The organism is Alistipes sp. CAG:268, from assembly GCA_000434235.1.
Lineage (GTDB): Bacteria > Bacteroidota > Bacteroidia > Bacteroidales > Rikenellaceae > Alistipes > Alistipes avistercoris.
The window spans coordinates 104286-118098 of sequence record FR892007.1; the positions used below are offsets into that span (position 1 = coordinate 104286).

10 protein-coding genes and 2 pseudogenes are annotated in these 13813 nt (G+C 64.2%); 10 read left to right on the forward strand and 2 right to left on the reverse strand.

The window, feature by feature from the left end; all coding sequences use genetic code 11:
* Both QZL63_RS07955 and pssA read right to left on the reverse strand, forming a co-directional pair.
* Nucleotides 1–340, reverse strand: a pseudogene (locus tag QZL63_RS07955) (putative porin); the annotation flags it as partial.
* A gap of 55 nt (nt 341–395) precedes the next feature.
* Complete coding sequence (gene pssA, locus QZL63_RS07960) at nt 396–1115, reverse strand: CDP-diacylglycerol--serine O-phosphatidyltransferase (RefSeq protein ID WP_290586464.1); 720 nt, start codon at nt 1113–1115, stop codon at nt 396–398.
* Nucleotides 1116–1202: 87 nt separating this feature from the next.
* Between pssA and QZL63_RS07965 the strand changes: the two genes are divergently transcribed.
* From QZL63_RS07965 to gdhA, 10 genes and pseudogenes are all read left to right on the forward strand, one after another.
* Nucleotides 1203–2276 carry a mannose-1-phosphate guanylyltransferase gene (locus QZL63_RS07965; protein ID WP_022308795.1) on the forward strand — a complete coding sequence of 358 codons (1074 nt, stop codon included), beginning with the start codon at nt 1203–1205 and terminating at the stop codon, nt 2274–2276.
* The gene (locus QZL63_RS07970; protein WP_290586482.1) at nt 2269–3516 is read left to right on the forward strand and encodes a UDP-N-acetylmuramoyl-tripeptide--D-alanyl-D-alanine ligase; all 1248 of its coding nucleotides are present in this window, start codon (nt 2269–2271) and stop codon (nt 3514–3516) included. The genes QZL63_RS07965 and QZL63_RS07970 overlap by 8 nt, the downstream gene beginning before the upstream one ends.
* 53 nt (nt 3517–3569) lie before the next feature.
* Nucleotides 3570–5312 carry a DUF4091 domain-containing protein gene (locus QZL63_RS07975; RefSeq protein WP_022308797.1) on the forward strand — a complete coding sequence of 581 codons (1743 nt, stop codon included), beginning with the start codon at nt 3570–3572 and terminating at the stop codon, nt 5310–5312.
* A 135-nt stretch (nt 5313–5447) separates the two neighbouring features.
* Nucleotides 5448–5774 (forward strand): nucleoside triphosphate pyrophosphohydrolase family protein, encoded by a 327-nt coding sequence (locus QZL63_RS07980; RefSeq protein ID WP_022308798.1) that lies wholly within the window; start codon nt 5448–5450, stop codon nt 5772–5774.
* Between the two features lie 20 nt (nt 5775–5794).
* A complete protein-coding gene (locus tag QZL63_RS07985; RefSeq protein WP_022308799.1) occupies nt 5795–6223 on the forward strand; it encodes a hypothetical protein in 429 nt (142 codons plus the stop codon).
* Complete coding sequence (locus tag QZL63_RS07990) at nt 6220–8223, forward strand: OPT family oligopeptide transporter (RefSeq protein WP_022308800.1); 2004 nt, start codon at nt 6220–6222, stop codon at nt 8221–8223. The genes QZL63_RS07985 and QZL63_RS07990 overlap by 4 nt, the downstream gene beginning before the upstream one ends.
* A gap of 65 nt (nt 8224–8288) precedes the next feature.
* Nucleotides 8289–9537: pseudogene (pepT, locus tag QZL63_RS07995) on the forward strand (peptidase T).
* A gap of 25 nt (nt 9538–9562) precedes the next feature.
* Nucleotides 9563–11488, forward strand: coding sequence for an NAD(+) synthase (locus QZL63_RS08000; protein WP_022308802.1), 1926 nt, complete (start codon nt 9563–9565; stop codon nt 11486–11488).
* A 13-nt stretch (nt 11489–11501) separates the two neighbouring features.
* Nucleotides 11502–12107 carry a DUF4923 family protein gene (locus tag QZL63_RS08005; protein ID WP_022308803.1) on the forward strand — a complete coding sequence of 202 codons (606 nt, stop codon included), beginning with the start codon at nt 11502–11504 and terminating at the stop codon, nt 12105–12107.
* Between the two features lie 303 nt (nt 12108–12410).
* Complete coding sequence (gene gdhA / locus QZL63_RS08010; protein ID WP_022308804.1) at nt 12411–13766, forward strand: NADP-specific glutamate dehydrogenase; 1356 nt, start codon at nt 12411–12413, stop codon at nt 13764–13766.
* The last annotated feature ends 47 nt before the right edge of the window (nt 13767–13813 follow it).

The window sequence follows — 13813 nt, forward strand, 5'->3', positions numbered from 1 at the left end:
GCCTCGTGTCGAGCGTCCCGACGTTCACGCGGTTGTAGTCGCGGCTCACGTGCCAGCGGAAATTGTTCAGCGCACGGATCGAATCGCCGAAGAAGTAGGACTCGAGCGGCTTGCGGATCTTGCGCTCCCTGGTCGAGTCCTGCTGTTCGCCCTCGGGATTCTCGCCCTCGTTCTCACTCTGATCGAACGGGTTATTACCGTAGAGGCCGGTATTCTGACCGTTCTGCTGGGCGCGCAGCAGCGTACTTGCATCGAACTGCGCGTGCACGACCGAAGGCAGAACCAGCAGCAGGCAGAGCGACAGAAGCGCGAGCGATATGCGATGCGACGTTTTCAGCATGACCGAAAAGCGGGAATCCGCGGCAAAGGTAATTAAAATATTTTAAATATACAAACTATCCCTCTTGTCCACAATCCGTTGCGGAACATACAAACCGTTTGGCGACCGACACGAGGACGTAGAGCACGACGACGAGCGGGATGGCCCGCCCGCCGAGCAGCGCCAGCAGCAGGGCGCTTGCTGCGAGGAACCCGTAGCGCAGGCCGTTGCCGCGCCAGCCGAACCCGTGGAACTTGAGGGCGAACATCCGCAGGTTGGAGACCATGAGCCACGAGGCCACGAGGGCCGCGGCAACGATCACCTCGCGGGAGATCGCCATGCCGTAGGTCTCGGCCAGCATGCCGAGCGAGGCACAGAGCATCGCGGCGGCCGGGATGGGCAGTCCGAGGAACTCGGTGCGCTGCGTGTCATCGATGTTGAACCGGGCCAGGCGAAGCGCTCCGCAGGCCGTGAAGAGAAAGACGACGAGCCCCGCCTCACCGTCGGGCAGCCACACGCCGGACATCTGCCCGTAGAGGGCGAACATCACGGCCGCAGGGGCGAATCCGAACGAGACATCGTCGGCCAGCGAGTCGAGCTGCAGGCCGATCGGCGAGGACTGGTGCAGCAAACGCGCCACAAAACCGTCGAAGAAATCGAAAACGGCGGCCAGAACGACCAGCCCGAAGGCCAGCGTCAGCTCGCCCCACACCAATGCCGCCACGGCCGCCACCGAACCGCACAGGAGGTTGGCGAGCGTCAGCAGGTTGGGTATCGTGAACAGTTTGATCTTCATTCCCGGACTAAAATTAATCGCTCCAATAGGCGGCAAAGTTACTAAAATATTTTTATCTTTGTCGTAATCAACACCACATTATAACTCATGGGAAGCAACAAATATTGCGTCATCATGGCGGGAGGCATCGGAACCCGCTTCTGGCCCAAGAGCCGGCAGTCGCGTCCGAAGCAGTTCCTCGACATCCTCGGAACGGGAAAATCCTTCATCCGCCACACCTACGAACGATTTGCCAAGATGGTCCCGCCCGAGAACTTTCTCGTGGTGACCAACATCAAATACAAGGACCTGGTGCTGGAGCACATCCCCGAGATCACCCCGCAGCAGGTGCTCTGCGAGCCGATCGGCCGCAATACGGCCCCCTGCATCGCCTATGCGGCCTACACGCTCATGAAGCGCGACCCCGGGGCCGAAATGATCGTCACCCCGTCGGACCACCTGATCCTCAACGAGGAGGACTTCCGCGCCATCATCGGCGAGTGCCTCGACTTCGCCGCCCGCCACGACGCCCTGATGACCGTGGGCATCAAGCCCACCCGTCCCGACACGGGCTACGGATACATCCAGGTCTCGGACAACAGCCTCATCAGCAAGGTCAAGTGCTTCACCGAAAAGCCCGACCTCGAGCTGGCACAGGTCTTCCTCCAGTCGGGCGAGTTCTTCTGGAACTCGGGCATCTTCATCTGGAAGGTCGGCTCAATCATCGAAGCCTTCGAGAGGTACCTGCCCGACCACCACGCCCTCTTCCACGGGCTGATGGACGCCCTGGGGACCGATGCCGAACGCCAGGCCGTGGAGACCGCCTTCTCGGAGTGCCGCGCCATCTCGATCGACTACGGCATCATGGAAAAGGCCGACAACGTCTATGTGCGCTGCGGGGAGTTCGGCTGGAGCGACGTGGGCACCTGGGGCTCGGTCTACCAGCACTCGCGCAAGGACCGCTACGCCAACGCCGTGCCTGCCGAGGGGTGCTACCTCTACGACACGCGCTCGTCGATCGTCTCGCTGCCTGCGGGCAAGATCGCCGTCATCAGCGGCCTGAAGGAGTACATCGTCGTCGATACGGACGACGTGCTGATGGTCTGCCCCCGCTCCGAGGAGCAGAACATCAAGAAGTTCATCGACGAAGTGAAGTTCCACAATGGCGACAAGCATATCTGACCTCTACGCGCTTTTCCACCGCCACCCGCACGTCTCGACCGACACGCGCCGCATCGAGCCCGGGTCGATCTTCTTCGCGCTGCGCGGCGCCACGTTCGACGGCAACCGCTTCGTGAACGAGGCCCTTGCCAAGGGGGCCGCATGGGCCGTAGCCGACGACCCGGCGGCAGCGGGCACGGATGCACGGGTGCTCGTCGTCGATGACACGCTCCGCACCCTGCAGGAGCTGGCCCGCACCCACCGCCGCACGCTGGGCATCCCAATCCTCGCCGTCGCAGGCAGCAACGGCAAGACCACGACCAAGGAGCTTACGAGCCGTGTGCTCGGCAGCCGCTTCGCCCTCCACGCCACCCGGGGCAACCTCAACAACCACATCGGCGTGCCGCTCACGCTGCTCGCCATGACTCCCGACACCGAATTCGGGATCGTCGAGATGGGAGCTAGCGCCTGCGGCGAGATCGCCGGTCTGGCCTCGATCGCCGAACCCGACTACGGCATCCTGACCAACATCGGACGCGCCCATCTCGAAGGCTTCGGCGGCCCGGAAGGGGTCCGGCGCGGCAAGGGGGAACTGTTCGACTACCTGGCCGCACATGGCGGACTGGCCTTCGTCCCCGAAGAAGACGCGATATTGGTGGCCATGGCCGCCGAACGTCCCTCGCTGTGCGTCGAGCGCTACTCGCGCACGCTGGCCGACAACATTCCGAGCCACCTCGAGGGCGAATACAACCGGTACAACATCGCCGCAGCGGCTGCCATCGGCCGCCATTTCGGTATCTCCGACGCCGACATCCGCCGCGCCGTGGCCGGCTACATCCCCGACAACAACCGCTCGCAGCGGACCGAGACCCGCCGCAACACACTCATCGTGGACTGCTACAATGCCAACCCGTCGAGCATGCGGGCCTCCGTGGCCAACTTCCTGAACGAGGGGCTCGGCAGCCGCACACGGCGGCTGCTGATCTTGGGCGACATGCTCGAACTGGGCGAATGGTCGTGCGGGGAACACGCCGCAATCATCCGACAGGCGACGCAGGACCCTAAAGCCGAGGTATGGCTCGTCGGCAGCGAATTCGAACGGGCCTGGCAGTCGCTCGAGGAGCATCCCGCCAGCGTTCGCCGCTTCGCCTCGTGCGGCGAACTGACCGAGGAGCTGCATGCCCAGCCGGTCGAGGGGGCCCTCGTTCTGCTCAAGGGATCGCGCGGCATCGGCCTCGAGCGTGCATTGGAAGCACTCTGACCGGGTGCTGGAACCGACAAGACAATACCTACCGGAAACACAACCCTGCAACCATGAGAAGACTGCTGCTTACCCTCTGCGCCGCGGCGCTGGCCGCCTGCGCGGGCAATTCCTCCCGAACGGAGGCCGCCTCGGCCCTGGACTGGACCGAACCGGCCGACCCGCAGGGCGAACGGCCCGAACTGTGGGCCGGAACGACATCGCCCGTCGTCACATTCGGATCGACCGACATCCGCTATCCCCGCTCGGAGCCCTTTTCGGCCCCGACAGCCGAATCCGCCGCACTCTCGGGCTGGCGCGGCGAGCGGCTCTCGGCCCAGATCGTCGTCTCGGCCCCCGAGGCCATCGAGGGGCTGCGCTGCACCGTCGGCGACTTCCGCTCGGCCGACGGCGCCCTGTTGCGCGGCATCGGACGGGCCCGCTTCGTGAAGTATCTGCTCAGCGACCCCTTCCTGCCCGAAGTCCCCTGCGGCACACGTCCCGAGAACAACCCGACCCTGCTGGTGGCCGACCTGCTCGACGAGGCCGCTACGTGCGACATGGCGGCGCGCACGACCCGCCCCATATGGATCACGGTCGAGATCCCGCGCGATGCCGCCCCCGGCGACTACACCGCCGAGGTGGCGGTCGAAGGCAAGGGGCTTTCCGAAAAGCTCGCACTCTCGCTCCACGTCACCGGCCGCACGCTGCCCGCCCCGGCAGAGTGGAGCTACCACCTCGACCTGTGGCAGCACCCGGCGGCCGTGGCACGCGCCGAGGGCGTCCCCGTCTGGAGCGACGCCCACTTCGAGAAGATGCTCCCGACGATGCGTCTGCTGGCCGGCGCCGGACAGAAGGTCATCACCGCCACGCTCAACAAGGACCCGTGGAACCACCAGTGCTACGACGCCTACGCCGACATGATCGAGTGGACGCGCCTCGAGGACGGCACGTGGGAGTACGACTTCACGGTCTTCGACCGGTGGGTCGAGTTCATGCTCGGCCTGGGGGTCGGGAAGTATATCAACTGCTACTCGATGCTGCCGTGGAACAACATGCTCCACTACCGGGATGCCGCCACGGGACAATACGTCGATGTGAAGGCCGACCCGGGCACCCCGGCATTCCGCGAAATGTGGGGCCCGTTCCTACACGCCTTCACGGCACACCTGCGCGGGAAGGGATGGCTCGAGATCACCAACATCGCCATGGACGAGCGCTCGCCCGAAGTGATGGCCGAAGCGACGGCACTGCTCAGGGAGGTCGCGCCCGAACTGGGCATCGCCCTGGCCGACAACCACAAGAGCTTCAAACAGTACCCCTACATCCGGGACATGTGTGCCGGGATCTTCGGCCCCATCGACCCGGCCGACATTGCCGACCGCCACGCCCGGGGGCTGACGACGACCTACTATGTCTGCTGCTCGTCGGGATTCCCCAACACCTACACCTCGTCCGCCCCGGCCGAGGCCGTCTACCTGAGCTGGTATGCGGCCGCCGGGGACTACGACGGCTTCCTGCGCTGGGCCTACAACTCCTGGCCGGAGGACCCGATCCGCGACTCGCGCTTCGGGACGTGGACGGCCGGCGACACCTACATCGTCTATCCCGAGGGCCGCTCGTCAATCCGCTTCGAACGGCTTGTCGAGGGCATCCAGGATTGGGAGAAGATCCGCCAACTGAAGGCCGAAGCCGCCGGCGACGGGGAGCGTCTCCAAAGGATCGAAACGCTGCTCGAGCCGTTCCGATCGCCGATCGCCTTCGAGGGCTGGGAGCAGGCTCTCCGCGAGACCCGCGCCGCACTCGACACACTCTGACATACCGCCACCGCGGCACGTATGGCGGACAAAACAGCCCCGGCAGCTCCCTTTTTTCGAGAGGTTGCCGGGGCTTTTCCGTGTATTTTTCCGAAAATTTGCTATTTTTGTCCGAACAAAAAAACATCACTGCACATGACACTCAACGAATACCAGCAGCACGCACTCGAAACGGCCATCTATCCCGAACAGAGCCGCATCGTCTACCCCACGCTCGGCCTCACGGGCGAGGCGGGCGAAGTGGCCGACAAGGTCAAGAAGGTCATCCGCGACACCCACGGGGAGTTCACCCCCGAGAAGAAGCAGGAGATCATGAAGGAGATCGGCGACGTGCTCTGGTACTGCGCCACGCTCTCGCACGACCTGGGCTACGACCTGGAGGAGGTCGCCCGCACGAATGTCGAGAAGCTCCGCTCGCGCATGGAGCGCCACCGCATCACGGGCAGCGGCGACAACCGCTGACCCCTCACCCGCCCGCCACGATGGAAGACTACCTGCTGCACGAAATCGGCAAGATCGGGACCCTGCTCCGGGCCCTGCTCGCCCGTATCGGACTTGCAAAGACGGAACCGGCGGAGGCAATCGACGGCGAACTGTCGGGAACCGATCTGCTCAACCGGATCGACACGGACCTCGACTCGCTGCTCGCCGACCCGGATTTCATCGCGGCGCTCACCGGCCGCTGCGGATTCGACGACGGACAACTCGTGCGCTTTGCCGATTTGCTGGTCGATCTGGTCGCCGCCTCGGACGATCCCGACGAGCGGCTGCGGCTCGCCGGAGCCGTAGGGGCCGTCTGCCGCCACCTCGACGCCAGGCGATCGCCCCTCTCACGCGAATGCTACCCCATCCTCAAGGAGCTCGACCGCCTCTTCCAGGAGCAACCGAACACAAAGAACCTCGATAAATGAAACAGGAAAAACAACTCACGTCGCTGCCCGAAAATGCCTATCGGGAGCTCAAGCCGGGCGAAGAGTACACGCCCGTCATGCCCGCCTCGTCCACCCCGAAGGAGGTGACCCCCTATTCGGTCATCATGGGCGTGGTGATGGCCGTCGTCTTCTCGGCCGCCGCAGCCTTCCTCGGCCTGCGCGTCGGACAGGTCTTCGAGGCCGCCATCCCCATCGCCATCATCGCCGTGGGCATGGGCACCGTGCTGGGCAAGAAGAACATGCTCGGTCAGAACGTCATCATCCAGTCGATCGGCGCCTCGTCGGGCGTGATCGTCGCCGGTGCGATCTTCACCCTCCCGGCCCTCTACATCCTGGGGCTCGACGCTGCCTTCTGGCAGGTCTTCCTCTCGTCGCTCTTCGGCGGTCTGCTGGGCATCGTGCTGCTGATCCCCTTCCGCAAATACTTCGTCAAGGAGATGCACGGCAAATACCCCTTCCCGGAAGCCACCGCCACCACCGAGGTGCTCGTCTCGGGCGAGAAGGGCGGCAATCAGGCCAAGGTCCTCGCCGTAGCGGGCCTCGTGGGCGGTCTCTACGACTTCGTGGTCGGCACCTTCGGTCTCTGGACCGAATCGGTATCGACGCGCATCTGCACCTGGGGACAGATCGCCGCCGACAAGTTCAAGGTGGTCCTCGGGCTCAACACCTCGGCCGCCGTGCTCGGCCTGGGCTACATCATCGGACTCAAATACGCGATGATCATCACCGCCGGCTCATGCCTCGTGTGGTTCGTCATCGTCCCGGTGGTCGGCTCGCTGGCCGGAGCGACGGACCCCGCCGCCATGGCCTCGATGCTCGGCGTGACGAACCCCGATCTGCTGGCACATCCCGAGACGCTCTTCACGGCCGAGAACCTCTTCACCTTCATCGGCAAACCGCTCGGCATCGGCGGCATCGCCATGGCCGGCATCATCGGCATCATCCGCCAGTCGAAGATCATCCGCCAGGCCGTGGGCCTCGCCGTCTCGGAATTCGGAGGCGGGAAGAAGGCTGCCGAAACGACCGAGCGCACGCAGCGCGACATCCCGATGAAGCGCATCCTGACGATCCTCATCGCCACGCTCATCTCGGTCTTCGTCTTCTTCCACTTCGGCCTGCTCGACGGCTGGGTGCAGTCGGTCACGGGTCTCGTGATCGTCTTCGTCATCGCCTTCCTCTTCACGACCGTTGCGGCCAACGCCATCGCCATCGTCGGCACGAACCCCGTATCGGGCATGACACTCATGACGCTGATCCTCTCGTCGCTGGTGCTGGTGAGCGTCGGACTGAGCGGCACGACCGGCATGACCGCCGCGCTGATCATCGGCGGCGTGGTCTGCACGGCCCTCTCGATGGCCGGCGGCTTCATCACCGACCTGAAGATCGGCTACTGGCTCGGCACGACGCCCCGCAAACAAGAGACCTGGAAATTTCTCGGCACGCTCGTCTCGGCCGCCACGGTCGCCGGCGTGATGATCATCCTCAACAAATCCTACGGCTTCGTGGGCGAAGGGGCGCTCGTGGCCCCGCAGGCCAACGCCATGGCCGCCGTGATCCAGCCCCTGATGACCGGCGGACAGACGCCGTGGATGCTCTACTTCTGCGGCGCAATGCTGGCGCTGGTACTCACGGCGATCGGCGTCCCGGCCCTCGCCTTCGCACTGGGCATGTTCATCCCCATGGAGCTCAACGCCCCGCTGGTCGTGGGCGGTCTGGTAGCCTGGTTCGTATCGAACCGTTCGAAGGACGCCGCACTGAACAAGGCGCGCTTCGACCGCGGTACGCTCATTGCTTCGGGCTTCATCGCCGGCGGTGCCCTGATGGGCGTCGTGAGCGCCATCCTGAAGTTCTACGACGTAGACTGGCGCATGGCCGAGTGGGCCGCCTCGAACGAGGCCGAATGGACCGGCCTGCTCATGTACCTGGTCCTGATCGGCTACTTCGCCTGGCATACGCTCCGTGCCCGGAAGGAGGAGTAACCACATACCGGCCCGCCACAGCCGGGCTACAACCCTTGTAATACCTTAAAAAACAGATAACGACCATGGATCTGAAAGAACGATTTCTGAAATACGTCTCCTACGACACCCAGTCGTCGGAGGAGAGCACGACCTTCCCCTCGACCGACAAGCAGAAGGTGCTGCTCGAAGCCCTGCGCGACGAGATGACCGCCCTGGGCATGACCGAGGTGGCGATGGACCGCTACGGATACGTCATGGGAAGCATCCCTGCGACGCCGGGCTGCGAGAACGCCCCGGTCATCGGCTTCATCGCCCACGTCGATACGTCGCCCGACATGAGCGGCAAAGATGTCAAGCCCCGCGTCATCGACGAGTACGACGGCGGTGACATCGTCCTCAACGGCCAGCTCACGATGCGCGTGGCCGACTTCCCCGAGCTGGCCTTCTTCAAGGGCCACACGCTCATCCACACCGACGGCACGACGCTGCTCGGGGCCGACGACAAGGCCGGCGTGGCGGAGATCATGACCGCCGCGGAGTATCTGTTCACGCATCCCGAGGTACGCCACGGCAAGATCCGCATCGGCTTCACGCCCGACGAGGAGGTGGGCCGCGGCGTCGATTTCTTCGACGTCAAGGCCTTCGGCGCCGACTTCGCCTACACGGTGGACGGAGGCATGGAGGGCGAACTCGAATACGAGAACTTCAACGCCGCCAGCGCGAAGATCGAGATTCAGGGGCGCAACGTACACCCGGGCTACGCCAAGGCCAAGATGCTCAACGCCATCGACATCGCCTGCGAGCTGCAGCAGCTGCTCCCGGCCAGCGAGCGCCCGCAGTACACCGAAGGCTACGAGGGATTCTACCACTGCGTCGGGATGAACGGCACGGTCGAACACGCCTCGGTGAGCTACATCATCCGCGACCACGACGCCGAGAAGTTCGAACAGAAGAAGGTCTTCATGTGGGCGTGCGTCGATCTGCTGAAGAAGAAATACGGCGACAACGTCCTGCACCTCACGCTCAAGGACCAGTACTTCAACATGTGCAAGATGGTCGAGCCGCACCCGCAGCTGATCGACAAGGCGCTGCAGGCCATGGAGGAGGCCGGCGTGAAGCCGCTCGTGCGTCCGATCCGCGGCGGTACGGACGGCGCCCGCCTCCTGTCTCTGCGGATGCGTGGCCGCCCGCCTCTCGTTCATGGGACTGCCGTGCCCGAACCTCTTCACGGGCGGCATGAACTTCCACGGCAAGTTCGAATACTGCTCCCTGACGACCATGCGCAAGGCCCAGCAGGTGATCCTGAACCTTGCCCGCCTGTGGGCCGAATAAAGGCGGGCCAACGAACAACCGGACCATGGACAATTTCGGATTTCTGAAGGTCGCGGCAGCCATTCCCCACGTTCGGGTCGGCGACTGCGACTACAACACGGAACGCATGGCGGCCCTGGCCGACGAGGCGGCCCGCCGCGGGGTCGAGATCGTGGTCTTCCCCGAACTCGGCGTTACGGGATACACGTGCGGCGACCTGCTGTTGCACCCGGCGCTGCTCGACGATGCCGACCAGGCGCTCGAGGAGCTCGTGCGCTCGACCCGCAAGCTGCCCCTCGTCGCAATCGTCGGGGCGCCGCTGCGCCACGGCGAGACGCTCTACAACTGTGCCGTCGTCTTCACGCAGGGGCGCATCCTCGGCGTGGTGCCCAAGACCTACATCCCGGGCTACTCGGAGTTCTACGAACCCCGCTGGTTCGCCTCCGGGGCCGGAATCTCGGAGGAGCAGATCGACGTGGCGGGGCAGCAGGCCGACTTCGGCACGGACCTCACGTTTGCCGTGAACGGCGCGGAGTTCGGCATCGAACTCTGCGAGGACCTCTGGACCCCCGTGCCGCCCTCGTCGCACACGGCGCAGAACGGCGCCCGCGTGATCTTCAACCTCTCGGCCTCGCCCGAGGCAGTCGGCAAGCACGACTACCTGCGGCAGCTCGTCGCCCAGCAGTCGGGCCGCACGATCTCGGCCTACGTCTACTGCTCGGCCGGCTTCGGCGAATCCTCGACCGATCTGGTCTTCGCCGGCAACGCCCTGATCGCCGAGAACGGCGTGATCCTGCGCGAAGGCGAACGCTTTTCGCTCGACGAGCAGCTCATAACAGCCGACGTGGACCTCGAGCGGCTGGCCTTCGAACGCCGGCGCAACACCTCCTTCCGGCTCAACGAGTCGGACATGGAGAACACCGTCATCGAGATGGAGATCCCCGAAGGCATGCGCCCGGACAGGATCGACCGCGACATCGACCCCATGCCGTTCGTTCCGCATGAGGAGGGGCGCCGCAACGAGCGCTGCGAGGAGATCTTCCAGATCCAGTCGCACGGACTGGCCCGCCGGCTTGCGCACACCCGCTGCTCGAAGGCCGTCATAGGCATTTCGGGCGGACTGGACTCGACGCTGGCTCTGCTGGTCACCGCCCGCACGTTCGACAAGCTGGGGCTCGACCGCCGGGGCATCATCGGCATCACGATGCCGGGCTTCGGGACCACCGACCGAACCTACCGCAACGCCCTGGAACTGATGCGCGAACTGGGAGTCACGCAGCGCGAGATCCCGATCCGCGAGGCCTGCATGCAGCACTTCCGGGACATCGGGCTCGACCCGGCGGACCGCTCGGCCGCCTACGAAAACGCGCAGGCCCGCGAACGGACGCAGATCCTCATGGACGTGGCCAACATGGAGGGCGGACTGGTCGTCGGCACGGGAGACCTGTCGGAACTGGCCCTGGGCTGGGCCACCTACAACGGCGACCAGATGTCGATGTACGGTGTGAACGCCTCGGTGCCGAAGACCCTCGTGCGCCATCTGGTGCGGTGGGTGGCCGACACGGAGCGGGACGAAGCGACGCGTTCGACGCTGCTCGACATCGTGGCGACGCCCGTCAGCCCCGAACTGCTGCCGGCCGATGCCGACGGACAGATCGCCCAGAAGACCGAGGACCTGGTCGGGCCCTACGAACTGCACGACTTCTTCCTCTACCATTTCCTGCGCGCGGGATACGGCCCCGCCAAGATCCACCGGCTGGCCGAACAGGCCTTCGACGGACGCTTCGACGCAGAGACGATACGCCATTGGCTCGAGGTCTTCGTCCGCCGTTTCTTCACGCAGCAGTTCAAGCGCTCGGCCATGCCCGACGGCCCGAAGGTCGGATCGGTAGCGCTTTCGCCGCGCGGCGACTGGCGCATGCCCTCCGATGCCACGGCCGCAGCCTGGATGCGGGAGTTGGAAAACCTGTAACGCGAAACATGCCATGAAACGAATCCTTTCATTCCTGACACTCGCCCTGCTGCTCGGCGGTCCCGCCGCGGCACAGGACTGGGACGAGTTATTGAAACAGACGCTCACAAACGCCGCCGACAAGGCAACCGACGGCAAACTCACGCAATATGCCCTCCCGGGAACGTGGAGCTACTCCTCGCCCGGCGTCCGCTTCGAAGGCGACGATGCCGCAGCGGACCTCGGGGCACAGCTGCTCTCGGCAGCCCTCAGCGACCAGTTGGGCAAGATCTACGCCAAGGTCGGGCTCACGCCCGGGACGGGGAGCATCACCTTCGACCGCGAGAGCGGATTTTCGGCCTCGCTGGGCGAACAGAAAATCGAAGGCAAATACACCTACGACGCCAAAACGCACGTTATCTCGCTCAGCTCCGACCACGAAAAGCTCAAGCAATACGGAACCGTATCAGGGCGTGCCTATATCGACGGATCGGCCCTGCAGTTGCTGATTCCAGCCACGAAACTGCTCGAGATCGTCCAGTCGGTCAGCGCGCAAAGCGAGTCGCTGGCCGGCGTATCGGCCCTGCTGGCCAACTACCAGAACCTCTACATCGGCTTCTCGTTCACGCGCAAGGAGTAGACTGCAGGGGCAGGCCGACGCTCCGATCGGGGCAGGCCGGCGGAAACAGCGAAAAAAAGCGCCGCGGAATAAGTTTCTGCGGCATTTTTCCAAAAAAATTTTCATGACGGATTCACGGCGAATCCGTCATTTTTCGTTACGTTTCGACGCCGAACGCCAGTAACGGCCGAGCAAAACGTAAGCAAATTACGGCCGGATCAAACTAAAATATTTTACGAAATTTATAAAGTATTTGCAAAACAGAGGCAGATTCCTTAATTTTATGGTCGTAAATCACTATTCACCCTAAAAACCCTTACGTCCATGAACAACCAAGCCAAACAGTACGTCGAGGATTTCATGACCCGGCTGATCGCGCGCAATCCCTGCGAACCGGAGTTCCACCAGGCCGTCCGCGAGGTGGCCGAATCGCTGGCCCCGCACATCGTGGCCAGCCCCATACTCCAACGGATGAAGATTCTGGAACGCATCGCCGAACCCGAACGGGTCATCATCTTCCGCGTGCCGTGGCTCAACGACCGGGGCGAGATCGAGATCAACCGCGGCTACCGCGTGCAGATGAACAGCGCCATCGGCCCCTACAAGGGCGGCATCCGCTTCCACCCTTCGGTGAACCTCTCGATCCTGAAGTTCCTCGCCTTCGAGCAGACCTTCAAGAACAGCCTCACAACCCTCCCGATGGGCGGCGGCAAGGGCGGTTCGGACTTCGACCCCAAGGGCAAGTCGGACAACGAGGTGATGAAGTTCTGCCAGTCGTTCATGACCGAACTCCAGCGCCACATCGGCCAGGACACCGACATCCCGGCCGGTGACATCGGCGTCGGCGGACGCGAGATCGGATATCTCTTCGGGCAGTACAAGCGGCTGCGCGACGAGTTCACCGGCACGCTCACGGGCAAGGGCCGCGACTGGGGCGGCAGCCCCCTGCGCCCCGAAGCCACGGGCTACGGCGTCTGCTACTTCGCCGAGGAGATGCTCGCCACGCGCAACGAGCGGTTCGATGGCAAAACCGTCTGCATCTCGGGTTCGGGCAACGTCGCCCAGTACGCCTGCCAGAAGGCCACGGCCCTCGGTGCCAAGGTGGTGACCCTCTCCGACTCGTCGGGTTGCATCCACGATCCCGAAGGCATCACCCCTGAAAAACTCGACTACGTCATGGAACTCAAGAACGTATTCCGGGGCCGGATCCGTGAATATGCCGACCGCTACCCCACGGCCACCTACCACCCCGGCGAGCGCCCGTGGGGCGTGAAGTGCGACATCGCCCTGCCGTGCGCCACGCAGAACGAGCTCGACGGCGAGGACGCGCAGCGGCTCGTGGACAACGGCTGCATGTGTGTGGCCGAAGGGGCCAACATGCCCTCGACTCCCGAGGCGATCCGCATCTTTCAGCAGCACCGGCTGCTCTACGCCCCGGGCAAGGCGGCCAACGCCGGAGGCGTCGCCACCTCGGGACTCGAGATGTGTCAGAACTCGATGCGTCTTGAATGGACTCCCGAGGAGGTCGATGCCCGCCTGCACGCCATCATGCGCAACATCCACTCGGTGTGCGTACGCTACGGCACCGAGCCGGACGGCTACATCAACTACGTCGTGGGGGCCAACATCGGCGGCTTCATGAAGGTTGCCAACGCCATGCTGGCGCAGGGCTGCGTCTGACCCCCGATCCGTACAAAAACGTCAGGGCGCCGGCCGCATCTGCGGCC